This is a genomic window from Microbacterium sp. GXF0217 (assembly GCF_054798195.1).
Window position 1 is genome coordinate 201,785 of sequence record NZ_JBSJZG010000006.1, and the last position, 25,995, is coordinate 227,779.

The 25,995-nt window shown below is 69.6% G+C and carries 19 protein-coding genes and 2 tRNA genes; 14 read left to right on the forward strand and 7 right to left on the reverse strand.

Annotation, left to right across the window (positions count from 1 at the left end; genetic code table 11):
* Window positions 1–52: 52 nt before the first annotated feature.
* Entirely contained in the window at window positions 53–964 is a 912-nt protein-coding gene (gene nudC, locus ACWAT3_RS13855; RefSeq protein WP_460799324.1) for an NAD(+) diphosphatase, read from the forward strand.
* On the forward strand, window positions 961–2,682 hold the full coding sequence (locus ACWAT3_RS13860) for an ATP-dependent helicase (RefSeq protein WP_460799326.1): 1,722 nt from the start codon (window positions 961–963) through the stop codon (window positions 2,680–2,682). Before nudC ends, ACWAT3_RS13860 begins: the two co-directional genes overlap by 4 nt.
* Window positions 2,683–3,492: 810 nt before the next feature.
* Here the strand turns inward: ACWAT3_RS13860 and ACWAT3_RS13865 are convergent.
* Entirely contained in the window at window positions 3,493–4,911 is a 1,419-nt protein-coding gene (locus tag ACWAT3_RS13865; RefSeq protein WP_460799328.1) for a zinc-dependent metalloprotease, read from the reverse strand.
* 120 nt (window positions 4,912–5,031) lie between these two features.
* On the opposite strand from ACWAT3_RS13865, the gene ACWAT3_RS13870 reads away from it, so the two are divergent.
* Both ACWAT3_RS13870 and ACWAT3_RS13875 read left to right on the forward strand, forming a co-directional pair.
* Window positions 5,032–6,132, forward strand: a complete 1,101-nt coding sequence (locus tag ACWAT3_RS13870) for a YlbL family protein (RefSeq protein WP_460799329.1) — start codon at window positions 5,032–5,034, stop codon at window positions 6,130–6,132.
* A 63-nt stretch (window positions 6,133–6,195) separates the two neighbouring features.
* Window positions 6,196–9,123 (forward strand): UPF0182 family membrane protein, encoded by a 2,928-nt coding sequence (locus ACWAT3_RS13875; protein WP_460799331.1) that lies wholly within the window; start codon window positions 6,196–6,198, stop codon window positions 9,121–9,123.
* Window positions 9,124–9,457: 334 nt separating this feature from the next.
* Here the strand turns inward: ACWAT3_RS13875 and ACWAT3_RS13880 are convergent.
* Together ACWAT3_RS13880 and ACWAT3_RS13885 are read right to left on the reverse strand one after the other, a co-directional pair.
* A tRNA-Met gene (locus ACWAT3_RS13880) sits at window positions 9,458–9,531 on the reverse strand.
* A gap of 149 nt (window positions 9,532–9,680) precedes the next feature.
* Window positions 9,681–9,754 (reverse strand) — tRNA-Met (locus ACWAT3_RS13885).
* 71 nt (window positions 9,755–9,825) lie between these two features.
* Here ACWAT3_RS13885 and ACWAT3_RS13890 point away from each other — a divergent pair.
* On the forward strand, window positions 9,826–10,620 hold the full coding sequence (locus ACWAT3_RS13890) for a carbon-nitrogen hydrolase family protein (protein WP_460799333.1): 795 nt from the start codon (window positions 9,826–9,828) through the stop codon (window positions 10,618–10,620).
* Between the two features lie 18 nt (window positions 10,621–10,638).
* Here the strand turns inward: ACWAT3_RS13890 and ACWAT3_RS13895 are convergent, their stop codons facing one another.
* Window positions 10,639–11,838: an aminotransferase class I/II-fold pyridoxal phosphate-dependent enzyme gene (locus ACWAT3_RS13895; protein WP_460799334.1), complete on the reverse strand. Its 1,200-nt coding sequence runs from the start codon at window positions 11,836–11,838 to the stop codon at window positions 10,639–10,641.
* A 100-nt stretch (window positions 11,839–11,938) separates the two neighbouring features.
* Between ACWAT3_RS13895 and ACWAT3_RS13900 the strand changes: the two genes are divergently transcribed.
* The 3 genes from ACWAT3_RS13900 to ACWAT3_RS13910 all read left to right on the forward strand — a co-directional run bounded on the left by ACWAT3_RS13900 (window position 11,939) and on the right by ACWAT3_RS13910 (window position 16,246).
* A complete protein-coding gene (locus ACWAT3_RS13900) occupies window positions 11,939–13,477 on the forward strand; it encodes a S1C family serine protease (RefSeq protein WP_460799336.1) in 1,539 nt (512 codons plus the stop codon).
* A gap of 64 nt (window positions 13,478–13,541) precedes the next feature.
* Window positions 13,542–14,813 carry a CDP-glycerol glycerophosphotransferase family protein gene (locus ACWAT3_RS13905; RefSeq protein WP_460799337.1) on the forward strand — a complete coding sequence of 424 codons (1,272 nt, stop codon included), beginning with the start codon at window positions 13,542–13,544 and terminating at the stop codon, window positions 14,811–14,813.
* On the forward strand, window positions 14,810–16,246 hold the full coding sequence (locus ACWAT3_RS13910) for a CDP-glycerol glycerophosphotransferase family protein (protein ID WP_460799339.1): 1,437 nt from the start codon (window positions 14,810–14,812) through the stop codon (window positions 16,244–16,246). The genes ACWAT3_RS13905 and ACWAT3_RS13910 overlap by 4 nt, the downstream gene beginning before the upstream one ends.
* 6 nt (window positions 16,247–16,252) lie before the next feature.
* Here ACWAT3_RS13910 and ACWAT3_RS13915 read toward each other — a convergent pair whose 3' ends face one another.
* Window positions 16,253–17,323, reverse strand: coding sequence for a glycosyltransferase family 2 protein (locus tag ACWAT3_RS13915; protein WP_460799340.1), 1,071 nt, complete (start codon window positions 17,321–17,323; stop codon window positions 16,253–16,255).
* A gap of 47 nt (window positions 17,324–17,370) precedes the next feature.
* Here ACWAT3_RS13915 and ACWAT3_RS13920 point away from each other — a divergent pair, with 47 nt between their 5' ends.
* From ACWAT3_RS13920 to ACWAT3_RS13945, 6 genes are all read left to right on the forward strand, one after another.
* The gene (locus tag ACWAT3_RS13920) at window positions 17,371–18,654 is read left to right on the forward strand and encodes a CDP-glycerol glycerophosphotransferase family protein (protein ID WP_460799342.1); all 1,284 of its coding nucleotides are present in this window, start codon (window positions 17,371–17,373) and stop codon (window positions 18,652–18,654) included.
* 3 nt (window positions 18,655–18,657) lie between these two features.
* Complete coding sequence (locus ACWAT3_RS13925; protein WP_460799344.1) at window positions 18,658–19,410, forward strand: biotin--[acetyl-CoA-carboxylase] ligase; 753 nt, start codon at window positions 18,658–18,660, stop codon at window positions 19,408–19,410.
* A gap of 68 nt (window positions 19,411–19,478) precedes the next feature.
* Complete coding sequence (locus tag ACWAT3_RS13930; RefSeq protein ID WP_460799345.1) at window positions 19,479–20,033, forward strand: PH domain-containing protein; 555 nt, start codon at window positions 19,479–19,481, stop codon at window positions 20,031–20,033.
* Window positions 20,034–20,091: 58 nt separating this feature from the next.
* Complete coding sequence (locus ACWAT3_RS13935) at window positions 20,092–21,213, forward strand: 5-(carboxyamino)imidazole ribonucleotide synthase (protein WP_460799347.1); 1,122 nt, start codon at window positions 20,092–20,094, stop codon at window positions 21,211–21,213.
* Between the two features lie 124 nt (window positions 21,214–21,337).
* Window positions 21,338–21,805: a 5-(carboxyamino)imidazole ribonucleotide mutase gene (gene purE / locus ACWAT3_RS13940; protein ID WP_460799393.1), complete on the forward strand. Its 468-nt coding sequence runs from the start codon at window positions 21,338–21,340 to the stop codon at window positions 21,803–21,805.
* A complete protein-coding gene (locus ACWAT3_RS13945) occupies window positions 21,802–23,250 on the forward strand; it encodes an LCP family protein (protein ID WP_460799349.1) in 1,449 nt (482 codons plus the stop codon). Before purE ends, ACWAT3_RS13945 begins: the two co-directional genes overlap by 4 nt.
* Before the next feature lie 133 nt (window positions 23,251–23,383).
* Here the strand turns inward: ACWAT3_RS13945 and ACWAT3_RS13950 are convergent, their stop codons facing one another.
* Together ACWAT3_RS13950 and ACWAT3_RS13955 are read right to left on the reverse strand one after the other, a co-directional pair.
* Window positions 23,384–24,025 (reverse strand): hypothetical protein, encoded by a 642-nt coding sequence (locus ACWAT3_RS13950; RefSeq protein WP_460799351.1) that lies wholly within the window; start codon window positions 24,023–24,025, stop codon window positions 23,384–23,386.
* A 142-nt stretch (window positions 24,026–24,167) separates the two neighbouring features.
* Window positions 24,168–25,934, reverse strand: coding sequence for a DUF4012 domain-containing protein (locus ACWAT3_RS13955; protein WP_460799353.1), 1,767 nt, complete (start codon window positions 25,932–25,934; stop codon window positions 24,168–24,170).
* Window positions 25,935–25,995: the final 61 nt, after the last annotated feature.

Consider the following 25,995-nt stretch of genomic DNA (forward strand, 5'->3'; position numbering starts at 1 on the left):
AGGTCGCAGGCGCGTTCCATCCGCCCACGCCACGCCCGGAGAGAGGGAGTCGATGACCATCGGTCGCGCGCTGCTGGATCGTGCAGCGCACCTGCGCGACGTGCCAGGCATCCTCGACGCGCTGCGCGCGTCCGACGAGGTCGAAGTGATCGTCGTCCGGGCCGGACGTGCGCGTGTCGAGAACGGTGCCCTCGTCACGACGACGCCCTCGGACGCGGGCGAGGCGCAGTGGGCGCTGCTCGGTCGACGGGCATCCGGAACTCCGATCCTGCTGGCCGTCGTCGACCCGCCTGCGCAGTCGATCGATGCCGCTCCGGCGGAGACCTGGCTGAGTCTGCGCGAGACCGGCGGGATGCTGGATGAGCTGAACACGGAGCTCCTCGTCGAGGCGATGGCGCTCGCCGGCTGGCTCACGGATGCACGCTTCTGCCCGACCTGCGGGCGCGAGCTGGAGCTGCGCCAGAGCGGCTGGTCGCGCTGGTGCGCCGACTGCGATCGCGAGCAGTTCCCTCGCACGGACCCTGCGGTGATCGTCGCCGTGCAGAGCGAGGACGGCGAGCGGCTGCTGCTGGGCGCCAACGCGCAGTGGAAGGGACGGATGTACTCCTGCTTCGCCGGGTTCGTCGAGGCAGGGGAGTCGCTCGAGGAGACCGTGCATCGTGAACTCGAGGAGGAGGCCGGGGTGCATCTGACCTCGTTGCGGTACGTCGCCTCGCAGGCGTGGCCCTACCCGCGCTCCCTGATGGTCGGCTTCCGCGCGACGGCGGGGTCGGAGCGCGCCGCCCGCCCCGACGGCGAGGAGATTGTCGACGTCCGCTGGTTCACGCGCGACGAGATCGGCTCTGCGCTCGCGGGAGAGGGGCCTGTGGGCCTGCCTGGACCGGCCTCCATCGCCCGTGTCCTGATCGTGGACTGGTACGAGCGCAGGAGCGATGCAGTGCTCGAGAGGAGCGCGTCGCAGTGAGCGCCTTGGACGCGCTCGACGAACAGCAACGACAGGCCGCGTCCGTACTCCGAGGGCCGGTCGCCGTGCTGGCCGGAGCGGGAACCGGAAAGACCAGGGTCATCACGCACCGCATCGCGCACGGTGTCGACACCGGCGCGTACTCGCCGTCGCGCGTGATGGCGGTGACGTTCACCTCCAAGGCCGCCGGCGAGCTGCGCGGACGACTGCGGGCGCTCGGCGCCGTCGGCGTCGCGGCCCGCACGTTCCACGCCGCGGCACTGTCCCAGTTGAACTTCTTCTGGCCGACGCTGACCGGATCGCCCGCCCCGAAGATCGTCGACAACAAGGTGCGCGTGCTCGGGCAGGCCGCCGACGCGCTGCGACTGCGGCTGGACCGCGCCACGCTGCGCGACCTCGCCAGCGAGATCGAATGGCGCAAGGTCTCGATGATCGGCATCGACCAGCACGCCGCGCTCGGGCGCACGGTCGGCGGGGTGACGGGCGAACAGCTCGTCGATCTCCAGCACGGCTATGAGGCGCTCAAGGACGAACGGCACCAGCTCGACTTCGAGGACGTGCTGCTCGCCTGCGCAGGGATGCTGGAGGCCGAGAGCCGCGTCGCGGCATCCGTGCATGAGCAGTACCGTCACTTCACCGTCGATGAGTACCAGGACGTCTCGCCGCTGCAGAACCGCCTGCTTGAGCTGTGGCTGGGGGACCGGCGCGACCTCTGCGTCGTCGGCGACGCCAGCCAGACCATCTACTCGTTCGCGGGCGCCGACCAGCGGTACCTGCTCGAGTTCGAGCGCCGACACCCGGACGCGACGCTCGTCAGACTCGAGACGAACTACCGCTCGCAGGCCCCGATCCTCGCCGCGGCCAATGCGCTGATGCGCGGACGCCCCGGTGCGCTCGAACTCGTCCCGGCGCGCGAGGCGCTCACCGCCGAGTCTCCGACGGTGACCGCCTACGACTCGGAGACTGCCGAGGCCGCCGGCATCGCCGCACAGATCGCCGCGCGGATCGCGTCGGGGATCCCGGCATCCGACATCGCGGTGCTCTACCGGGCGCACGCGCAATCAGCGGTCATCCAGCAGGCGCTCGCCGCCGAGGGGATCCCGGCGACCGTGCTCGGCGGCACCCGCTTCTTCGACATGCCCGAGGTGCGACAGGCCGTGCTAGCGCTCCGCGGGGCAGCCGTGGCGCCCACGGAGCGCGATTTCCTGTCGAACGTGCAGAAGGTCCTGCGCGAACTCGGACTGACCGACGAGCCGCCGACAGCCGGGGGAGCGCAGCGCGACGGCTGGGAGGCACGGCGCGCGATCCTCCGGCTCGCCGAGGAGGCGGAGACGGGGACGACGCTGCGGACGTTCAGCGACGCGCTGATGGCGAGGGCGAAGGACCAGCACGAGCCGATGCTGCACACGGTGACGCTGTCGACGCTGCATGCGGCGAAGGGCCTGGAGTGGCCCCACGTGCACGTCGCGGGCTGGGCCGAAGGGGCGCTGCCGATCTCCTACGCCAAGGATTTCGAGGCGATCGACGAGGAGCGGCGACTCGCCTACGTCGGCATCACGCGCGCCGGGCGCACGCTCACGCTGTCCTGGTCGCGGGCAGCGGGCCGAGGAGAGCGCTCTGCGTCTCGGTTCCTTGCAGAGATCGGAACGACTGCTCTCGGCACCGGCATTCTGCGTGAAACCTCACCGCACTCCGCCGGCGGGTCCCGTCGGCGCTGAGGCGCACCATGGTCGACTCCGCTGCATCGGCGCGCAGCAGACGCTCGACGATCCCCGCGGTCTCCGCGACGAGCGCATGGGGGATCGCCGAATCCGTGCGTCCGACCAGCTGGCAGTGCAGCAACGGCCACGCCGGGTCGCGGTCGCGCTCGTGGCCGTCGCGGCATGCCAGGCACGGCGTCTCGCCCGGGACCACGAGAGGGCCGACGCTCACGCCGCCGAAGTCGAACGCCACGGGCAGGTGCGCGATGTCTTCGCGCTGGTAGGCGTTTAGCTGAGCGGCGGCCGCCGATCCGTGCACGAGCAGGATCCCGACGGCTCCAGGATCCGTGCGCGCCGCCTCCTGCACGCCGAGGTCGGCGAGTGCGTCGAGCATCCAGCCGCCGATGCGCGAGTCGCCGATGTTCAGACTCTCGGCCCACACCGCCGGGGCCGGGGGAGCGTCGGTTCGCAGGACCGGCGCCAGCGCGTCCAGCAGGTCTCGTGCGTCACGGCGCGGCGCACCGAGCGCATGGGCGGCGACATCGAACGAGGCGAGGGGGATCCCCTCGCACAGTCGCGAGACGAGCCGCTCGACCCAGGGGCGGTCGACGCGGACGCGCACGTCTCCCGCGACCCCGAACTGCAGGGTGTCGCCATCACGCCACAGCGGCGCGAACTCGGGGGCGATCCTCGTCAGGAGGGGGGACGAACGCGGCATGCCCCGATTCTGCTCGCCCCGTCAGCGCTCATGGGCGCCGAGGACGGATCCGTGGACAAATCCGCCTCGCGCGACCGATGTGCAGGGCGACTCGTGTGCAGGTCGACGGGTCAGACCGGAGTCTCGCCATCGCCCTTCTCTCCGTCAGGGCCCTTCTCGCCATCGCCCTTGCCTTCTGGGCCCTTGCTTTCGGCGCTCCCGTTGCCGAAGTCATCCCCGTCGAGCAGACGGGCCAGGGCCTCGTCGAACTCGTCCGCCGGCGGCTCCTCGCCGCGCGCCGTGGCCTGGAGTCGGGCGATCAGTGCGGTCGGGTCATCGATGTCCGCGGCATCCGGCATGAAGTCGGCGTAGTCCCACAGGCTGTCGCGGGCGGCGACGCCCACGGCATCCGTGACCGCCCGCCACATGGCTGCCGCCTCGCGCAGACGGCGCGGGCGCAGCTTGAGCCCGACCAGGGCACCGAGTGCGTCCTCGGCCGGTCCGCCGACCGCGCGCCGGCGACGGGCGGCTTCGGCGATGCGCACGCTGTCCGGCAGGCGGCTGGTCGCCTCCTCCGTGACCACGTCGACCCAGCCGTCGATCATCGCGATGACGTTCTCGAGGCGCGCCAGGGATTCGCGCTGAGCGTCGGTCTGCGCCGGCAGCAGCGCGCCGCCCTCGATCGCCGCGCGCAGCTCCTCGGGGTTGGAGGGATCGAGACGGCTGGCGACGTCCTCGAGCGCCTCCACATCGACCGTGACACCGCGCGCGAAGTCGGTGATCTGGCTCATCACGTGCAGGTGCAGCCACTTGGCGTGCCGGTACAGCCGTGCGTAGGCGAGCTCCCTGGTCGCGAGATACAGCGCGATCTGGTCCTCGGGGATCTCGAGTCCCTCGCCGAACGCGGTCAGGTTCTGCGGGATGATCGCCGCGGTCCCCGCCGGCAGCACGGGGATGCCGACGTCGCCGCCGGACACGACCTCGAGCGACAGATTGCCCAGCACCTGGCCGAACTGCGCGGCGAACACCGAACTGCCGAGACCCCGCATCAGGCGCCCAGCGCCCTGCACGACCTCTCGCATGTCCTCGGGCACCTGGCCGTCCAGCGCCGAAGTCAGCGCATCGGCGATGCTCGTCGACACCGGTTCTGCGATGTCCTTCCACACCGGCAGCGTCTGCTCCACCCATTCGCCGCGGGTGAGGATGCGCGGCGACTCGGCGAGTTCCGAGATCGTCGTCGCCTCGCCGAGCCAGAGGTTCGCCAGGCCGAACGCATCGGCGAGCGAGCCGCGAGAGCCGTCCGTGATGCCCTGGCCATCGCGATTGGCGATGTGCAGCGCCTGCCGAAGCGTGTTCTCCCAGGGGGCGCCGCCGAACACGCCCTGCACCTGTGCCATCAGCTGCGACATCATCGCCGGATCCAAGGGGATGCCGTCGGCACCGCCGAGGGCGTTCTGCAGCGCGTTCAGGTCGAAGTCCGCGCCGCCGTTCGCCATCATCCGACGGAGGAACTCCTGGAAGTCCTCGGAATTGGGGTCGTTGTCTGCCATCTCGATCGCCCTCTCAGCGCGCCTGTAGCCTGTGCCATCTACGCTAGTTGCAGCATCCTGCGCAGGACCCGACTGTTCGCAGATCGCTGTACGCCACTCGCGAACGACGGAGGTACTTCTGTGAGTCAGACCCGGTCTCGACGGCTCGGGCTGGGTGTGTGGGCGCTGATCGTCGCCCTCGTCGCCCTGATCGTGCTCACCTTCCTCCCCACCCCTTACGTGATCCAGCGTCCTGGGCCGGTGTACGACACGCTCGGCACCGCGGAGGATGCCGACGGCGTCGAGGTTCCCCTCATCGACATCGAAGGCGCCGAGACGTTCGATACGGCCGGCACGCTGGATCTGACCACGGTCCAGGTGGTCGGCAACCGGCAGCGCACACCCAGCTGGTTCGAGCTCGCACTCGCCTGGACGGACTCGTCCAAGGCGGTCGTGCCGATCGAGAGCGTGTTCCCCGAGGGCGTCACGACCGAGCAGCGCGATGAGCGCAATGCGGTGCTCATGGTCGACTCGCAGCACGAGGCGACCGCTGCCGCGCTGAACGAGCTCGGCTACGACACCGGCGCGCAGGTCGAGGTGGTCGAGGTCGTCGAGGGCGGCGCCGCCGACGGCGTGCTGCAGCCCGGCGACGTGATCGTCGCGATCGACGGCATCGCCGTCACCGCCGGCGCGCAGCTGCGCGAGGCGATCCAGGAGGCCGGCGGCGCGACCGTCTCGCTGACCGTGCAGCGCGCGGGCGAGGAATCCGAGATCGAGCTGACGCCGCAGAAGACCACCGCGGACGACGTCGACACCTGGCTGATCGGCATCACGCTGACCACCGAGTACGACTTCCCGATCGACGTCACGATCCAGCTGGACGACGTCGGCGGCCCGAGCGCCGGAATGATGTTCGCGCTGGGCATCGTGGACATGCTCACCGAGGGCGAGCTCAACGGCGGCGAGAACGTCGCCGGCACAGGGACGATCGACGCCGAAGGAACCGTCGGGCCGATCGGCGGCATCCGGCAGAAGCTGTACGGCGCGCGCAACGCCGGTGCGGACTTCTTCCTCGCCCCGGCATCGAACTGCGATGAGGTCACCGGACACGTCCCGGATGGTCTGCAGGTGTTCTCGACCTCGACGCTCGACGAGTCCATCGAGATCCTGGACACGATCGCCGACGGCGGGGACCTCGACGCCCTGCCCACCTGCACCGCGCAGCCCGCCGCGGTGCAGTGACCCGGTGTCCGCGCTGAGCGGACACCGGATCCGTCGCTCAGGCATCATGCCTAGGATGGAACGGTGACCACGACCTCAGCGCCGACACCGGCCACGCCCCGGACATCCCGACGTATCGTCGCCATCACGCTGGCGATCATCGCCGCGCTGGTTGCGGCCTTCTTCGTCTTCGCCTCGCTCTACACCGAGTTCCTCTGGTACGACCAGCTGAACTTCTCGAATGTGCTGACGACGCAGTGGCTCGCTGCAGCCATCATGTTCGTCCTCGGATTCGTCGGGATGGCGGTTCCCCTGTTCGTGACGATCCAGCTCGCCTACCGCCTCCGCCCGGTCTACGTGCGGCTGAGCTCGCAGCTGGACCGCTACCAGGAGGTCATCGAGCCCCTGCGCCGGCTCGCGATGTGGGGCATGCCGATCTTCTTCGGACTCTTCGCCGGTTTCGCCGCCGCAGGCAACTGGCAGACCGTGATGCTCTGGATCAACGGGGTCGCCACCGACACCGTCGACCAGCAGTTCGGCCTGGACACCGGCTTCTACCTGTTCGCTATGCCGTTCTACACGATCCTGCTCGCGTTCGTGTCGGCTGTGCTCCTGCTGTGCCTGCTCGTGACCGCCCTCGTGTCGTACCTGTACGGCTCCGTCCAGATCGGCCAGCGCGAACTGCGCATCTCGAAGCCGGCCCGCATCCAACTGGCCGTCATCGCCGGTCTCTACCTGCTCGTGCAGGCCGTCAGCCTCTGGCTCGACCAGTACAAGACCCTGATCTCCGAAGAGGACCGCATCACGGGTGCGGCGTACACGAGTGTGCACGCGACCATTCCCGGTCTCGCGATCCTCGCGATCCTCGCCGCGATCGTCGCCCTGCTGTTCTTCGTCACCGCGATCATCGGCCGCTGGCGCTACCCCCTCGTCGCGACCGCGCTGCTGATCGTCGCCTCGCTCGTCGTCGGCGTCGGCTACCCCTGGGTCGTCGACACCTTCCAGGTGCGCCCGAATCAGAACAGCCTTCAGGCGGAGTACTACCAGCGCAACATCGACGGCACGAAGTCCGCGTACGACATCGCAGACCTCGAGACGACGGCGTTCGAGGCGGCCCTCGACGTCGAGGCCGGTCAGCTGCGCGAGGACGCCGAGACCACGGCATCCATCCGCATCGTCGACCCAGGCATCATCAGCCCGACCGTGCAGCAGCTGCAGCAGTACCGCGGCTACTACCAGTTCACCGACACGCTCGACGTCGACCGCTACGAGATCGACGGCAAATCGCAGGACACGGTCACGGCCGTTCGCGAGCTGAACATGAACCAGCTCGGCGACGGCAACAACTGGAACAACCGCACCGCGGTGTACACGCACGGCTACGGCCTGGTCGCCGCTGCAGGCAACCAACGCACCGCGGATGGCGAGCCGGTGTTCCTGGAGAGCGGCATCCCGTCTTCCGGATTCCTCACCGACCGCGAGAACTTCGAGCCGCGCGTCTACTTCGGCGAGGCGTCGCCGCAGTACTCCATCGTCGGTGCGCCGGAGAGCACGGAGCCCGTCGAGATCGACTACCCGCGTGGTGAGGACGGGGCGAACGAGACCAAGACGACGTTCTCCGGCGACGGCGGTCCGCGCGTCGGCAACACGTTCAACAAGCTGCTCTACGCCCTGAAGTTCCAGGAGGCGGAGATCCTGTTCTCCGACCTGGTCAACTCGGAGTCGCAGATCCTCTACGACCGCGACCCTGCGCTGCGCGTGCAGAAGGTGGCGCCATACCTGACGATCGACTCCGACCCGTACCCGAGCGTCGTGGACGGACGCATCGTCTGGATCGTCGACGGCTACACCACGAGCGCGAGCTACCCGTACTCGACCGGCGTCAGCCTGTCCGAGGCGATCGCCGACTCGAACAACCCGGCACCCAGCCTGGCGTTCGACGACATCAACTACATCCGCAACTCGGTCAAGGCGACCGTCGACGCATACGACGGCTCCGTCACCCTGTACGCCTGGGACGACGAGGACCCGATCCTGCAGACGTGGCAGAACATCTACCCGTCGACGGTCGAGCCGATCAGCGAGATGTCCGGCGAGCTGATGAGCCACGTGCGCTACCCGACCGACCTGTTCAAGGTGCAGCGCAACATCCTCGGCGTCTACCACGTCGACGACGCGCGCTCGTTCGCCCAGCAGGACAACCGCTGGCAGACGCCGAACGACCCGCGCAACTCCAGCGAACTGCAGCCGCCGTACTACCTGACCATGAAGATGCCAGGGCAGGACGAGGCCGCGTTCTCGATGTTCTCGACGTTCATCCCGTCGTCTCAGGGCACAGCCGAACGCAACGTCCTCATGGGCTACCTGGCGGTCGACTCGGATGCCGGCGACACCGCGGGTGAGAAGAGCGCCGGCTATGGCAAGCTCCGAATGCTGGAGATCGACACCGACACCACGGTGCCAGGACCGGGCCAGGTGCAGAACACGTTCAACTCGGATGCCGATGTGGTGCGCGAGCTCAACCTGCTCCAGCAGGGTGAATCCGAGGTCAAGTACGGCAACCTGCTCACCCTCCCCGTCGGTGGCGGATTCCTCTACGTCCAGCCGGTCTACGTGCAGTCCTCGAGCGGCACGCAGCTGCCGCTGCTGCGCAAGGTGCTCGTCTCGTTCGGTGACGAGGTCGCCTTCGAGGACACCCTCACCGACGCGCTCGACGCCCTGTTCGGTGGCGACGCCGGTGCCGACGGCGGAGACGACAACGTCGACCCCGTCGATCCTGACACCGGTGAACCCACCGAACCGACGGACCCCGACACCGGTGAGACCCCCGGCACGGGGACGGATGCCGATGCATGGGCGACCGCGCTCGCCGACGCGCAGCAGGCCATGCTCGATCGAGATGCCGCGCTCAAGGCCGGCGACCTGACCGCATTCGCCGAGGCCGATGACCGGCTCACGGCGGCTGTCAACACGCTGCTCGAGCTCGAGGCGCAGGAGACCGGGGGCGAGTAGCCCGGGTGGTGGTGCTGAGAAGAGGACGTCCCTTCAGGGGGGCGTCCTCTTCTGCGTGTGGAGGGGAGTAGGGGGTGTGGTGGCCCGCGCTTTGCGCGAAGCGATGAGGGAGAGAGGACGTGGGGGCCCGCGCTTCGCGCGAGGCGTTGGGAGGGCAACCGGCTCCGCCGGCTGCCTGAAAGGTCACCAGGATTTGGCCACGGCGCCACTCCACGCGCCGCTGGCGCGTCGCGCGGAGCCTCGGGCGCCGCGGGACCGAGTTGCTCGCACCACATCTCCGCAACGCAAAACGACGAAATCCCGGCCCTGGCGGGCCGGGATTTCGTCGTTTTTGTTGCGGGGACAGGATTTGAACCTGCGACCTCCGGGTTATGAGCCCGGCGAGCTACCGAACTGCTCCACCCCGCGTCACGGTTGTGAGTCTATCCGCCGCGAGCTCGGCTGACGAATGCGGAGAGGAGACGGGCGTGTCGGTTCGCGCCGGGCACGATCGCGGAGGCGAGGGGAAAGCAAAAGGCTCCTGATCAGGTTTTCACCTGATCAGGAGCCTTTATTTGTTGCGGGGACAGGATTTGAACCTGCGACCTCCGGGTTATGAGCCCGGCGAGCTACCGAACTGCTCCACCCCGCGGCACAAGAATTTACTCTAGCACGGATCAGAGCGTTCGTCACATCGCGCCGACCATGGGCCAGGATGGAGGTATGTCCCCTGTCGTCGTCGCCGCGTGCCAGTTCGCTCCGACCGCCGACCGGATCCGCAATCGTGCCCGCATCGCGGAACTGACCGCGGATGCCGCAGCACGAGGCGCGACGGTCGTGGTGTTCCCCGAGTACGCCGCCTACTTCGTGGATCCCATGGACGCCAGCCTCGCCGAGAACGCCGAGCCCCTCGACGGCGAGTTCGTGCGGGCGCTGCAGGCCGTGGCATCCGCACACGGCGTGACGATCGTCGCGGGGATGGTGGAAGCCGCGGGGGAGCGGGTCAGCAACACTCTCGTCGCCGTGGACCGCGACGGTCTGCGCGCGACCTATCGCAAGCAGCACCTGTACGACGCGTTCGGGCAGACCGAGTCGGATTGGATCGTTCCCGGGGCGCTCGGCGCGGTCGAGACCTTCGACGTCGACGGCCTGCGCTTCGGGATGATGACCTGTTACGACCTGCGGTTCCCCGAGGTGACCCGCACGCTCGTGGATGCCGGGGTCGACGTCCTGGTCGTACCGGCGGAGTGGGTGCGCGGTCCGCTCAAGGAGCACCACTGGACGACGCTGCTCGCCGCGCGCGCGATAGAGAGCACCGCTTTCGTGGTCGCGGCTGACCACCCGGCGCCGATCGGCGTCGGACGTTCGCAGATCATCGATCCGCAGGGCGTCGTGCTGGCGGGGCTCGCCAGCGGCGAGGGGATCGCGCTCGCTGCACTGGAGCAGTCCGAGCTCGAGCGCGTCCGCGCCGTCAATCCGGTCCTCCGGCTGCGGCGATACTCGGTCGTCCCGCGCTGACCCGCCGACAGCGGTCGATCAGAACGCGGCGGACAGGCGGCGAATGCCCTCTTCGAGGACCTCGACACGCTTGCACGCCGCGAACCGCACGAGACCGGCGTAGTCGTCCGCGTGCTCAGGACTGACGAATGCACTGAGCGGAATCGCCACGACACCGGCGCGTTCCGGGAGCACGCGGCAGAACGCCGCGCTGTCCTCACCGCCGAGCGCCGTCGCGTCCGCGACCGTGAAGTACCCGCCCCGCGGCCGAATCACTCGGAACCCGGCACCCTCCAGCCCGGTGGCGAGCAGCGCGTGCTTGTGCTGCATGACGCGCGCGGCCTCCGCGAAGAACTCATCCGGCAGTCGCAGACCGACGGCGACGGCCGGCTGGAACGGCGCGCCGTTCACGTAGGTGAGGAACTGCTTCACCGTGAGGACTGCGGTGATGAGATCGGCAGGTCCGTGCACCCAGCCGATCTTCCAGCCGGTGGCCGAGAACGTCTTCCCCGCTGACGAGATCGTGAGCGTCCGCTCCGCAGCCCCGGGCAGCGTCGCGATCGGACGATGCACGTCGTCGAACACGAGGTGCTCGTACACCTCGTCGGTCACGATGATCGCGTCGTGCGCGTGAGCGAGGCGGACGATCTCGGCCTGCACCTCGCGCGAGAACACCGCACCGGTCGGATTGTGCGGATCGTTGACGAGAATGATGCGCGTCCGGTCTGTCACGGCATCCGTGAGCGCGTCGAGATCGGGCTGGAATTCCGCGCCGCGCAGCGGGACGGTGCGCAGGCGCCCGCCGGCCAGCGCGACGGCTGCGGCGTAGGAGTCGTAGAACGGCTCGAAGACCACCACTTCGTCGTCCGGCGAATCGATCAGCGCGAGCAGAGTCGCCGTGAGCGCCTCGGTCGCGCCCGCCGTGACGATCACCTCGCTCTGCGGATCGACGTCCAGGCCGTAGAACCGGTGCTGGTGCTCGCTGATCGCCGTCAGGAGATCCGGGATGCCGCGGCCGGGCGGGTACTGATTGGCGCCGTCGGCGATCGCCTGCCGCGCCGCCTCGAGCACTTCGGACGGACCGTCTTCGTCGGGGAAGCCCTGACCCAGGTTGATCGCACCGGTTCTCACCGCCGCGGCGGACATCTCTGCGAAGATTGTGGGGGCGACGTCGCCGGCAGGCGAAAGCAGCCCCGCTCCGGCGGCGGTGCGGCGCCACGCGCCGGGGATGACTCTCATGGAGAACAGGCTAAGGCCATAAGCGACACTCATCTGAGGCATAAGGAACACACAGACTCGGCGGGCAGTCTGAAGGAACCTTGTTGAAGGAGCAGAGACCATGACCGATCAGAACGCCCCCACCACCGGTTCCACGCCGGAGGATGCGAACAACGCGGCGGCGAACAGCGCGGCTGCGACGACGCCCGCGGTTCCGGCCGGGCACGAGGTTCCGCAGACCTTCGCTTCGCCGGCATCGACGACCCAGCGGCCCGCACCGGCGGCACACGCCACGGCCCAGCCGCAGGTCGGCGGATTCGTCCCGCCGGTCGCGCACGGTGCCGCCTTCGGCCCCGGCGCGGCCCAGACCGCGCAGCCCGGAGCCCACCAGACTCCGGACCAGCCCACCGTCCCGCTCGACGGCACAGCGCCCGTGACCCCGATCGCCACCAAGGAGCGCAAGCCCTTCGGCGCAGGCAAGGTCGCGGCCATCATCGTCGCGGCGGCTCTCGTCGGCGGCGCCGCGGGCCTCGGCACCAGCTACCTCGGCTCGACCATGTGGCAGCAGCCGGTGAGCAGCTCGGCCGAAGGCCCCGGCACCGTCACCGTGAACAACCCGGACGACGTCACCGAGGCCACTGCGGTCGCGACCAAGGCTCTGCCCTCGGTCGTCACGATCGCCGTGCAGGGTTCTGACGCCGCCGGCAGCGGATCCGGCGTGATCCTCAGCGACGACGGCTACGTGCTGACGAACACGCACGTCGTGACGCTCGGCGGCGCGGCCGCCGACCCGACGATCCGCGTCACCACCTCCGACGGCCACATCTACGCGGCCACGGTCGTCGGCACGGACCCGATCTACGACCTCGCCGTGATCAAGCTCACGGATGCCGAGGGACTGACCCCGATCGAGTTCGCCGATTCGTCCGAGCTGAACGTCGGAGCGACCGCGGTCGCTGTCGGCGCGCCGCTGGGCCTGGCCAACTCGGTCACGACCGGCATCATCTCGTCGCTGAACCGGAGCATCGAGATCGCATCCTCTGCGCTGCCCGACAGCGCAGACCAGGACCGCCCGAACGGCGAGAGCGAGGGCGAGGAGGGCGGTCCCTTCCAGTTCGACATCCCCGGCCTCGAGCAGCAGCAGGCCGCCGCCAGCGAATCGATCTCGATCGCGGTCATCCAGACCGACGCGGCGATCAACCCCGGCAACTCCGGCGGCGCACTGGTCGACGGCGAGGGCAAGCTCATCGGCATCAACGTGGCGATCGCCACGGCATCCAGCTCCGAGGAGTCCGGCTCCATCGGCGTGGGCTTCGCGATCCCGTCGAACGTCGCCGAGCGCATCTCCAGCGAGCTCATCGAGAACGGCGAGGCCACGCACGGTCTGCTGGGCGCTTCGGTGAGCGACGCGGCGAACTCGGCGGATGCCGACATCGCCGGGGCCTACATCGCCGACGTCACCGACGGCGGCGCGGCCGAGGCCGCCGGCCTGAAGAAGGGCGACGTCGTCACCGAGTTCAACGGCGCGCCGATCACGGGTGCCAGCGACCTCACCGCTCAGGTCCGCGCGGCCGCCGCCGGCAGCACCGCCGAGATGACCTACGTCCGCGGCGGGAAGACGTACGAGATCGAGGTCGAGCTGGGCGAGCTCTCGCTCTGACGCACTCAGCGGGCGTCGTCCCCGCGCACACGAAGGACGCCACCCCGCGCGATAGGCTCGCGGGGTGGCGTCCTTCTCTTTCGGCACCGGCAATGCGGCGAAGCTCCTGCGCATTCCGCTGTATGCCGCGGGGCGCATCGGCGCCGCGCTCGTTCCGCGCGGATCGCGCTGGGTGTTCGGCTGCGGTGCCGGCATCGGCGACGGGGCGCTCGCGCTCTGGCGGGTGGCGACGGATGCCGGACACGACGCCGTCTGGCTCACCGCGTCCGAGCGCGAGGACCGGGACGCGGCAGCGCTCGGCATCCGGACGATCCGCAAGCAGAGTCTCGCCGGCTGGTGGGCGACGGTCAGAGCCGGCGTCCTCGTGGTGACGCACGGATTCGGCGATGTCAACCGCTATGGCGGCGGGGGAGCGTTCACGGTCCAGTTGTGGCACGGCATCCCGTTGAAGCGGATCGGACTCGACTCGCCGGCCACGACCCAGGTGCCGCGGATCCCTGGCGCCGCGCCGCTGCGTGCACTCATCGGTCGCCTCTACCGATCGTCCGCTCAGCGTATCGACGTGCTGCCTGCCGCATCCGATCGCGCACGCGGGCGCCTGGAATCGGCGTTCGCGCTCGGCGACGACCGTGTGGTGGTCACGGGCGAACCGCGCGTCGACGTGCTCTCGGCCGGCACGGGCGCCGAGCGCCGCGCCAGAGCATCCGACCTGCTCGCCTCCGCCGGAGTCGCGATCCCCGACCGCGCGAGAAGCATCCTGTACGCGCCGACGTGGCGGGACGGTGCGGCGGATCCGGCCGTCCCCACCGCCGCCGAGTGGGTGCGCATCATCACCCTTCTCGAGCGCCACGACGCGGTTCTTCTCGTGCGCTCGCATCCGCTGGGCGAGGGGGCGTACGCGCCGCCGCTGCCGACCGGACGGGTTCGGATGCTCGGATCCGCCGTCCTCGCGGACGTGACCGGCGCGCTGCCGGCGATCGACGTGCTCGTCACGGACTACTCCTCGCTCGCCTACGACGTCGGACTCCTCGCGATGCCGGTCGTGCATCTGACTCCGGATGCCGACGACTACGCCCGCACCCGCGGCTTCTACGGACGCCTGGATGAGGTGACCGGAGGCGATGAGGCGGCCGATTGGGACGGCGTGATCGCGCAGCTGGATGCGATGCTCGACGACGAGACCGTCCTCGCCGCTCGCGCTGCGGCGTCCGCCGGGCTCAGTGCCCGTATGCACGCATACCGCGACGGACATAACACCGACCGGGTCTACCGGGCGATCCGCGCCAGAGGCGCCGGAGCACCCCGGCGAGCCGCCAGAGAGGGAGAGCACTCATGACCACCGCCGAGATCGATGAGGCGCGCGGCGCGCTCGTCATCGCAGGCGACGGCGCACGTCCCGCCTCCGCTGTGCTCGAGGGCGCTCGCGCCCGCGTCAGCGCTCGCCTGACCGGGGCAGGCAAGACGTGGAAGGCCGTGTTCCCGCTGCGCACCTCCCGCTTCGGCGGTGCGGAGCTGCCGCTCCCATCCGGGGAGTACGTCCTGCGCATCGACGGCGCGGACCTCGCGAGCGCCTCCGTCGAGCGCAGTGTGCGCGCCGGCCTCGGCATCGCGGTGGAGGGCTCATCGGTGACGATCGACCCGCCGCTGGATGCCGTGCATCGTTCGCCCGAGGGGCAGCGCACGCTCGAGGAGCGCTATGTGGCGCAGCCGGGCGGCACCGAGAACGCGGTCTTCTTCGAGAGCTTCTACGGCCAGAGCGCCGGCTGCAACCCCCGCGCGATCGACCGCGAACTCGCGCGCCGCGCGCCGGAGGTCCTGCGGTACTGGAGCGTCGCCGATCTGTCGGTCGCGGTGCCTGAGGGCGCGATCGCGGTCGTCGAGGGCAGCCCGGAGTGGTGGCGAGCGCGCGCGTGCGCGCGCCTGCTCGTCGTGAACGACTGGCTGCGGCGGCGGTACGTCCGAAAGAACGGGCAGCGCGTCCTCCAGACGTGGCACGGCACGCCGCTCAAGCGCCTGGCGCTGCATCGGCCGGGGTTCGCACCGCGCCGCATGGCAGCGGTGGTCAAGGAGTCCCGCCGATGGGATGTCCTCCTCGCGCAGAACCGCTACTCGGAACGCATCCTCGCGAAGGCGTACGCGTTCTTCCGCAAGCCCATCTGGGTCGACGGATACCCCCGCAACGACGTGCTCGTGAACGGCGATCCGGCCGCGGTGCGCCGAGCCCTCGGCATCCGCGACGGGGAACGCGTGCTGCTCTACGCGCCGACCTGGCGCGACGACCGCACCGAGATCGTGGACTTCATCGACCCCGAGCGCCTGGCGCACGACGCGGATGCCGTCGTGCTGGTGCGCGGGCATTCCCGCACGCTGAAGCCGGGCCGAGATCAGGACGGTGCGCGCGTGATCGACGTCACGGGCTATCCGCAGACGGCCGAACTGCTGCTGATCGCCGATGAGCTGATCACCGACTACTCCTCGGTGATGTTCGACTTCAGCGTCACCGGCAAGCCGATGCACTTCCTGGTGCCCGATCTCGAGCACTACCGAGGGCGTCTGCGCGGGTTCTACTTCGACCTCGCGACGCGAGCCCCCGGGCCGCTGCTGCACACCCAGGAGGAGCTCGTCGCCTCGTTGGCCGACCCGTCGCGCGCGGCGACGTACGCGGAGCGCTACGACGCGTGGCGCCGCCAGTTCAACGCGCGAGACGACGGTCACGCCGCGGAGAGCGTCGTTTCGCGGATCCTCGACCTGGGCTACGTCGAGGTCTGAGAACCGCTACGGCAGGGGCGTGTTGCGCGAGCCCAGCCGCGAGGCGTCGACCGTGTCGCGCGCACCGCGCAGCACGCCGCCGAGGAAGCCCCACCCCCAGGAGAGATGCATGGTGGGCAGCACCGCCATGATCCAGAGCCGTTCGCGGAAGCCGTGCCCCTGAGTCAGAGCCATGACGATCACCAGGACCGCGTAGGCGCCCAGCGGCAGGTACACCAGGAACGCGATCAGCGACGGGATGCCGGAGAGCACTCCGGTCAGCTGCAGCACGGCGATGAGCAGCGCGACGACCACGTTCGCCAGCAGCGCAGGGGGCGCGAAGAACCGCAGACCGTTGCTGCGGCCGTAACGGCGCACCAGCTCGCCGCGCCACGCACCGGTGGCGCGGAACTGCCTGGCGAGGCGCAGCCAGCTCTCCCGCGGCCAGTAGGTCACCGAGAGTGCGGGGTCGAACCAGACGCGGTGCCCGGCCTGGCGGATGCGCAGATTCAGCTCCCAGTCCTCGCCGCGGCGGATGCTCTCGTCGAACAGCCCGACCTCATCCAGGACGCTGCGGCGCATGACGCCGAGGTACGCGGATTCGGCTTCGCCCTCGCGGGCGCCGCCGTGGTAGGCGCCGCCGCCGAGGCCGATCGGGGAGTTGTAGGCCCAGGCCGCCGCCTTCTGGAACGGCGTGCGTCCCTCCGCGTGCATGACGCCGCCGACGTTCGCGGCCCCTGTCCGCTTCAGGGTCTCGATGGCTTTGGCCGCGTAGCCGGGGGAGAGCTCGGAGTGCGCATCGACGCGGACGATCGTGTCGTAGCGACCCGCTCGGATCGCCGTGTTGAGGCCCACCGGGATGTCGGCCGCCGGGTTGTCGACGAGGCGGATGCGGTCGTCACCGGCCGCGAGCTCTCGAGCGAGTTCGGTGGTCCCGTCTGTGGAGGGCCCGAGGGCGAGAATGAGCTCGGAATCGCCCGGTGCCTGCTGCGAGAGGACGGACTCGACCGCGTGCTGGAGATAGGCCCGCTCGTTCAGCACGGGCATGACGAACGTGACACCGGGGGCAGGTGTTGTCGTTTCGTTGTCGAGCACCACCCGATCATGTCACGAGGCGGGGTGGGGTGCCTGGGTACTCTGGACAGGTGAGTCTTGTGTCCGATGGAAAGAAGGCGTACCGGCTGCTCCGGCGCGCACTGGCTTCGCGGACCGCGGTGCAGCGCGTCCGTCGGCGTCTGGCCACGATGCCGCCGCACGAGAGCGATCACTACAAGGTCGCCGTGTACTTCGCCGACGGCGCCGTGAACATGTACCAGATGCGTCAGTGGTACCGGCCGCTCGCCGAGCTGTCGAAGCTGTGGCCGGTCGTCGTGCTCTCGCGCAGCGCGACCGGTGCGGAGAAGCTGCTCGACGAGGACTCCCCGCCGGTGGCCTTCGTGCCGAAGGTGCGCGATCTCGAGAAGTTCATCGCCCGGCAGGACATCCGCGTCGTGCTGTATGTGAACCAGAACACCCGCAACTTCCAGATGTTCCGGTACGGGCGGCGCTGGCACGTGTTCATCAACCACGGCGAGTCCGACAAGATGTACATGACGACCAACCAGTACAAGGCGTACGACTACGCGATGGTGGCAGGGCAGGCTGCTCGGGATCGTCTCTCGCGGACGCTGTGGGACTACGACATCGACCGGCGCACGATCGAGATCGGTCGCCCGCAGGCCGATCATTACTCCGGCACTCTGCCGTACACGCCGGACGAGCGAACCGTCGTGCTGTACGCGCCGACCTGGGAGGGCGACCGCCCGAGCGCGCACTACGGGTCGATCGCAACGCACGGCGAGATGCTCGTGAAGAAGCTGCTCGCCACCGGATCGCACCGCGTCATCTATCGTCCGCACCCGCGCAGCGGCGTGGTCGACGACGAGTACGGGGCGGCGCACCGGCGGATCCTGTCCGCGATCGAAGCCGCGAATGCTGCGGATGCGAAGGCTCATCACTTCTACGACAACGGACCGGAGCTCGGCTGGCAGCTCGTCTCCGCCGATGTCGCGATCGTCGATATCTCGGCGATGGTCTACGACCGGCTCGCAGCGGGGAAGCCGCTGCTCATCACGCGGCCGGCCGACGAGCGCGCCTCGATCGACACCAAGGGCTACCTGTCGGACTGCGAGTGGCTCACGGTCGACGGCTCCTACGACATCGTGGCCGAGGTCGAGCGCGTCCGCGCCGATGACGACGCCATCGCGAAGCTGCGCATGTGGGTGCAGCATTACTTCGGCGACACGACGCCGGGAGTCGCGACCGCGAAGTTCCATGCCGGAATCGAGCGTCTGATGGGGCAGTGGGACGAATGGCGCGCCGCTGAGATCGGTGCGACGCCGGAGGAAGAGGACGACGACGACGAAGAGGCCAAGGACGGCGAGGACTGACCCGTGGACTTCTCCCGCACCGCAGAGGTCGCCGCGCGACTCGACGTCGTCGAGCAGTCGCCGTCCACGAACGCGCAGCTGCGCGAGCGAGCGGCTGGCGCCCCGCACCTGAGCGTCCTGCTGACAATGCACCAGACGGCCGGACGCGGTCGGCTCGATCGCACCTGGACGACGCCGGCCGGCACGGCTCTGGCGATCTCGGTCCTCCTGCGCGATCTGCCCGACGCCGAATCGTACGGGTGGATCCCGCTCGCCGCCGGCATGGCGATGGCGGATGCCGTGGCCGCACAGCTCCCCGATCACGAGGTCGGGGTGAAGTGGCCGAACGATGTGCTGGTCGACGGGCGCAAGATCTGCGGCATCCTCGCCGAGGGCCTGGACGGCACCGTGATCGTCGGCGCAGGAGTGAACACGGCGATGACCGAGGAGCAGCTGCCCGTGCCGACGGCGACGTCGTTCGCGGCGCTCGGTGCGACCGCCGACATCGACCGACTCGCGGCGGACTTCGTCCACGCGCTCGATCGGGCGCTCTCCGGTCTCGTCGTGGCGGCGGACGCCGACGCCGCGGGGCTCCGCGTCGCCGTGGAGGCGCGCTGCCTGAGCCTCGGACGCCCTGTGGAGGTGTCGCTGCCGGACGGCGCCGCGCTGAACGGCACCGCCATCGGTCTCGCATCCGACGGGCGGCTCATCGTCGACGCCGGCGGGGTGCGGCGCTCCGTCGCCGCGGGCGACGTGGTGCACGCGATGCTGTCCTGAGGGGGCTGCTGGCGCTGACACGCCGCGCAGAGTCGGGTGATGTCGCCGGCCTCGGTCACAATGGAGGCATGACGCAGCCTGTGACGCTTGGCGGTCGGCCGATGATGCCACCACCGGGTGCGCCCAGCGAAGAGCTGCTCATCGCCCGTTTCCGCAGCCAGGCGCGGCGGCTGTTCTGGTCGTCCCTGCTGCTGATCGCCGTGTTCGGCGCCACAGCCTACTTCTACGACAACCTGCCTGACGGCTTCGAGAACTGGATGCTGCTGTCGGCCGCAGGAGCGCTGCTGCTCCTCGGCGTCGTGATCCCTTTTCTGACCTGGGTCTCCCGGACGTACCTGATCACCACGCGGCGCGTCATCGTGAAGTCCGGGCTGGGCGCCCGCCACCGCCGTGAGATGACCCATGTGCGCGGCTACACGATCAGCGTGCGCCGCGGCATCCTGCAGCGCTTGTGGGGAGCGGGAACGATCACGCTGTCCAACGGCGTGGACGCGCCCCTTCGACTCGTCAACGTGCCGACCGTCACCCTCGTGCACGAGACGCTCGTGGATCAGATCGAGGTCAACCAGATCCTGGCGCACCGAAACGCGCAGTCCGCGTCCGACACCGGGCCGACGTCCTGACCGAATCCCGCACCGGTGTCCGGATGCGGGAGAATGATCGAGACGAATGGAGACGCGAATGGCGTTGCGTGTGGGTGTGATCGGCGGAGGCCAGCTGGCCCGGATGATGATCGCCCCCGCGGTCGAGCTGGGGCTCGAGCTGCGGGTGCTGGCGGAGACCGAGGGGATGTCGGCTCAGCTGGCCGCCACGGCGGTCGGCGACTACCGCGATCTCGAGACGGTCCGCGCGTTCGTGCAGGACGTCGATGTCGTCACCTTCGACCACGAGCACGTCCCGCAGGAGGTGCTGCGCGCCCTCGTCGGTGACGGAGCGGCCGTGCATCCCGGCCCCGACGCCCTGCGGTACGCGCAGGACAAGCTCGACATGCGGGCGCGTCTCGCCGAACTCGGCATCCCGCAGCCGGACTGGGCCGCGGTGTCGACGCCTGCCGAGCTGCAGGCGTTCCTCGACGATCACGGCGGGCGAGCGGTCGTGAAGACGCCCCGCGGCGGCTACGACGGCAAGGGTGTGCGCGTGGTGTCGGATGCCGCGCACGCCGCCGACTGGTTCGACGGCCTCAAGGGCGGTGCCCTGCTCGCGGAGGAGCTGGTGTCATTCGTCCGCGAACTCGCGCAGCAGGTCGCGCGCCGGCCGAGCGGAGAGATCGTCGCGTATCCGGTCGTGGAGACCGTGCAGCGCGACGGCGTATGCGCCGAGGTCTTCGCACCGGCACCGGGAACGACACCGCGTCTGGTCGAGGTCGCCGAAGGCATCGGGCGCAGCATCGCCGAGGGCCTCGGTGTGACCGGCATGCTCGCTGTCGAGCTGTTCGAGACGGACGACGAGCGCATCCTCGTCAACGAGCTCGCCATGCGGCCGCACAACAGCGGTCACTGGAGCCAGGACGGGTCTGTGACCTCGCAGTTCGAGCAGCACCTGCGGGCGGTCGCCGATCTGCCGCTCGGCGAGACGACGCCCCGGGCACCCTGGTCGGTCATGATCAACATTCTGGGCGGGCCGACCGATGGGACGCTCGATTCCCGGTTCGCCGACGCCATGACGGACCAGCCGTCGGCCAAGATCCACACCTACGGCAAGGCGCCGCGTCCAGGCCGCAAGGTGGGGCACGTCAACGCGACCGGGGACGACCTGGACGACGTCGTCTTCGTGGCGAGGGCAGCGGCCGACCACTTCCGCTGAGCCTGTCGCAACGCGAGTCCCGCGGGAGGCCGCGCCGTTCAGCGGATCGTGAGGCGTCAGCCCGTACCCTGGGTGAGTGACTGAGCCGCTGCATTCCGCTGCCATGCCCCTTGTCGGTGTCGTGATGGGTTCCGACTCCGACTGGCGCATCATGAGCGACGCCTCCCAGGCGCTGACCGATTTCGGGATCGCGCACGAGGTGGAGGTCGTCTCGGCGCACCGGACGCCCGACAAGCTCGTGCAATACGCACGTGAAGCGCGCAGCCGCGGCATCAAGGTGATCATCGCGGGCGCCGGGGGAGCAGCGCACCTGCCTGGCATGCTCGCGTCGATGACGGCGCTGCCCGTGGTCGGCGTCCCCGTCCCGCTCGCCTACCTGGACGGCATGGATTCGCTGCTGTCGATCGTGCAGATGCCCGCAGGAATCCCGGTCGCGACGGTCTCGATCGGCGGGGCGCGCAACGCCGGCATCCTGGCCGCCCGGATCATCGGATCATCGGATGCCGAGATCGCCGACCGCATCGAGGAGTACGCCCGCACGCTCGAGGGGCAGGTGGCGGAGAAGAACCAGCGGCTGAAGGACTCGCTGTGACCATCGCCGCGCCGCGCGCGGGTTTCGGTGCTCGTCCCCTCATCGAGACGCGACCGATGCGGAACCCCGACCTGACCGATCCCGGTTTCATGGCGCGGCGCGGGTGGTGGCTCCTCGTCCTCAACCTGCTCGTGCCCGGGTCGGCCCAGGTCCTCGCGGGCAATCGCCGCCTCGGCCGCTTCGCTCTCGGCGCGACCCTGACCGCGTGGTTCCTCGTGATCGTCGCCGTCGGGCTCGCACTGTTCGCGCGCCCGACATTCCTCTGGCTCACCGTGGGCGCCGGTTGGGTGTCCAGCATCCTCCTCACCCTCGTGCAGGCGGCGCTGGTGGCCTACCTCGTACTGTGGATCGTGCTCGCGATCGACACCCTGCGGCTCGTGCGCCTGGTGAAGGTGTCGACGCTGTCGCGATTCGGCATCCCGATCGCGATGATCGTGGTCCTCGGCCTCGTCGGGAGCGGGACGGCATATGCCGCGAGCGTGGTCGGCTCCAGCAGGGACACGCTGGGATCGATCTTCACGCAGAGCGGACCGAGTCTGCCCCCCAGTGACGGCTACTACAACATCCTCCTTCTCGGTGCCGACAGCGGCGAGGGCCGCGATTCGATGCGCTACGACAGCATCTCGGTCGTCTCGGTCAACGCGGACACCGGCGCCGTGACGATCACCGGCATCCCGCGTGACATGCCCGGCTTCCCCTTCGCCGAAGGCCCGATGCACGACAAGTATCCGGATGGGCACGAGAGCCACAACGACACGACCTGCGGCTGGGGCAGCGGGATCAACCAGCTGCGCACCGAGGTCGAGGTCTGCAACGACGGTGCCGAGCTGTATCCAAATGCCGTGGCGCAGGGTTCCGAACCGGGCATCGAAGCCACCAAGGACGCCGCTGAGGGCATCCTCGGGATCACGATCCCGTACTACGTGTTCATCGACATGCACGGCTTCGCCAACCTCGTCGATGCGCTCGGCGGAGTGCAGATCACGGTCGACCAGCGCCTGCCCAAGGGCGGCGGTCCTTCGTACACCGGAGAACCGGCCGAGGACTGGGCGATCGGCTGGATCGAGCCGGGCGAGCAGATGATGGACGGCGACACCGCGCAGTGGTACGCCAGGTCGCGGTATACGACCAACGACTGGGACCGCATGAAGCGGCAGCGTCAGCTGCAGGAGGCGATCCTCGCCCAGTTCACGCCGCAGACCGTGCTCACGCGGTTCAACGAGATCGCCGCAGCCGGAACCGCGCTCGTCGAGACGGATCTTCCGCAGGACAAGTTGCCGGAGTTCTTTGATCTGGTCACCAAGGCGAAGGAGCTCCCGGTCACCACGATCGAACTCACGCCCGAGAACGGGATTGACGATCGGGACCCGGACTACGAGTACATCCGCCAGGTGATCCAGGACACGCTGCACCCGGCGACGCCGACGCCCGAACCGTCTTCCTGAGCGCCGCACGTCGATGGGCCCGAGGAGCCCCACGCTCCACGAGCCCATCGACTCGGCACTGAGCGACGACGGACGGAGGGGGAGGGGCCGTCGCCGCCCGGCCGGTCCGGTCACCGCGCGCAGCGGCCGGACTTCAGGAGCGGCGTCGGCGCGCGGCGCCGGCCGCGAGCAGGACGCCGCCGGCGGTGAGCGCGATCGCGCCTCCGCCGAGGATCCACGGTGAGAGCGAGCCGCCGGTCAGGGCGAGCTCCATGCCGGAGTCGGCCGACCCGGTCAGCGGCATCTCGGTGTCGGCGGGTGCCGGGTCCTGGTCGCACCCCGAGCCGGAGTCGTCGACCGTGATGGTCGCCGTGTAGCCCCGAGGGGCGATCGTCGTGGCTCGCGTGCTGTCGGCAGCAGAGCCGCCCGATCGCGCGTTGCCGGAGAAGGTGAGCGAGTACGTCCCCTCCCCATCGGCCGGGGGACGGAACGAGACGACGAGGCTTCCGTCACCGGCAGCGACATCGCCGGAGATACGGGCAGCCGCGGCATTCGCGCCGGACACCGAGACGCCGACGCGTTCACCGGGCAGGAAGTAACCGGCTCCGAACGAGACGGTCGAGGCCTCGCACGTGTCGATGATCGGATCTCCGACCGACACGCGAGGCGTCTCCGCATACAGATGCGGTGCCGGTCCAGGAACCGGCGTCTCGAACGACGCGGCGCTGGCGGCGGTGGGTGCGGCAAGAAGCAGTGCACCCGCGGTAAGGCCGACGACGGCCATTTTCTTCAGCATGATTCTCCCCCAGAGAGACACGCGGAATCACACCCGAACACACCCCTGCGTTCGACTGCGTGGATTCTTCCTGCCCCCACGGCAGGATGCTAGAATCCGATATTCCCCAGTGAGTCGACGATAGCGCATGCGAGCGCGAAAGTCACGAACCGCAGTCGATGGACTCGCGCGTGAGCTCCGGTTCGCCGACGAGTGGTGTGTGGGAGACCTCGGTGAGCCGCTCGCCCGCCCCTTCGCCGGTGTAGTCGACCGTGATCGTCGTCGACTCGCCCGGGGCGAGCTGCACCGAGTGCTGCAGCACTGTGCGTCCGTCGATGACGGCGGTCTGCACGTCTTCTTCTGCGCCGTCGCGCTCGACGCGCACAGGCGTCGCTCCCTGTGGGCCGTACACCGCGATCAGCGTGCGCGTCTCACCGGGCGGCACGCCGTACCGTCCGCCCGCCGTCACGTACTCGGGCAGCGATGTCGCCGCATCCTCGGGCGCGCCGTTGGTCCACGTGACGCGGATGCGGGTGGTCGGTTCACCCGCGCATACGCCGGTGGCGACCGTGAACGCCGCGTCGGCGTAGTAGTCGAGCTTGGCCCCGGTCGTGTCGTTGAACACGACGCCGACCCACGTCGCGTTCTCATCGTCGGTGGGAAGCACACCGCCGAGCGTCGTCGACGCGAGGCTGGACTGCTCCTCCTCGTGCGCGCTCCAGATGCGGATGCGTCCCTCGCCGGCGGCGTCGGAGAGAGCGCCGAGGAGCGCGGGCGTGTCGCCGGTGGAGAACGCGGCGGACAGCAGAGCGCTGGAGGCCTGGGCGAAGACGGCATCCTGCGCTGCGGCATCCGGAACGGCGCTGTAGATCTCGGAGAGAAGAATGTCGAGAATGTTGACCTTGTCGGCCGTGAAGGGGCCGAACGAGACGGGGCCAGTCGCGGCGACCAGGTGCTGCGCGACCACCGCGTCGACCGCGATGACGCCGTCGACGGTTCCCCCGAACTGCTGCGTCCAGCGGGTCGCGATCAGGGGCCCGGCTTCGGGGAACTCGAGGATGCTCGGGATGTTCTGGATGTAGCGGCCCGGCTGCTCCTCGAACAGTGCTCGCGTCGTCTCACCGACCTCGAGCGGGACCGCCAGCGCGGGGAAGTCGGTCGTCGCCGCATTGCGGATGATCTGGATGCTGCCGTTGTCGGCCGTGATCAGCGCGGCGGCGCCCACGATGCCGCCGGATGAGCGCACCTCGGCGTTGTTCTGCATGGCGACGATGTAGGAACGAGGCCCATCGGCGCCGAGCATGCTCGGGAGCAGGACCGCCGCACCGTGCAGCGTTCCCACCAGCGTCGCGGCCTCCTCGACGGCGTCGCGGACCTGGTCGACCGCATCCTCGAGCGGGGGGAGCGTGGCGCCGGCATCGATCGCCCTCGCCTGGGCCAGGGCGTCGGACAGCGTCGCGTCGGCATGACCGAGCGGCGCCACCGCATCGGCGAACGGTGCGAGATCGATGGACGTGCCGGCGACCCCGAGATCGGCGAGATCGAGGCCGTCCGCGGCATCCAGAACCGGGGTGAGCGCGTCGGCCGTGACGCTCTCCGCGATCTCCGAGACCTCACGCATCGCCGAGAAGTTCGGCCCGAGGAACGGCACGAACTCGAAGCCGCGCCAGATCGGGTCGCCGGTGAGGTCGGCCGCCTCTGCGGCGTGGTCGGCGATCCGGTCGGCCACGACCTCGGCGTACTCCAGGTCGCGCGCGCCGACGGCCGTCTTGAGTTCGGTCGTATTCGCTGCGACCGCTTGGAGTTCGTTCGCCGCGCCGATGCCGCGCACGGCGACCCAGCCGATCGCCACGAGAAGGAGCACGACGAGCGTGCCTATGGTCCAGCCCAGCCACCGTCGGTGATGCCGGGGGAGTCGTCCGTCGCTCACGTGAGCATTCAAGCATGCCCGCGCCGCCAGGACGACTGCTGGCGCGCGTCCCGGCGAAGGA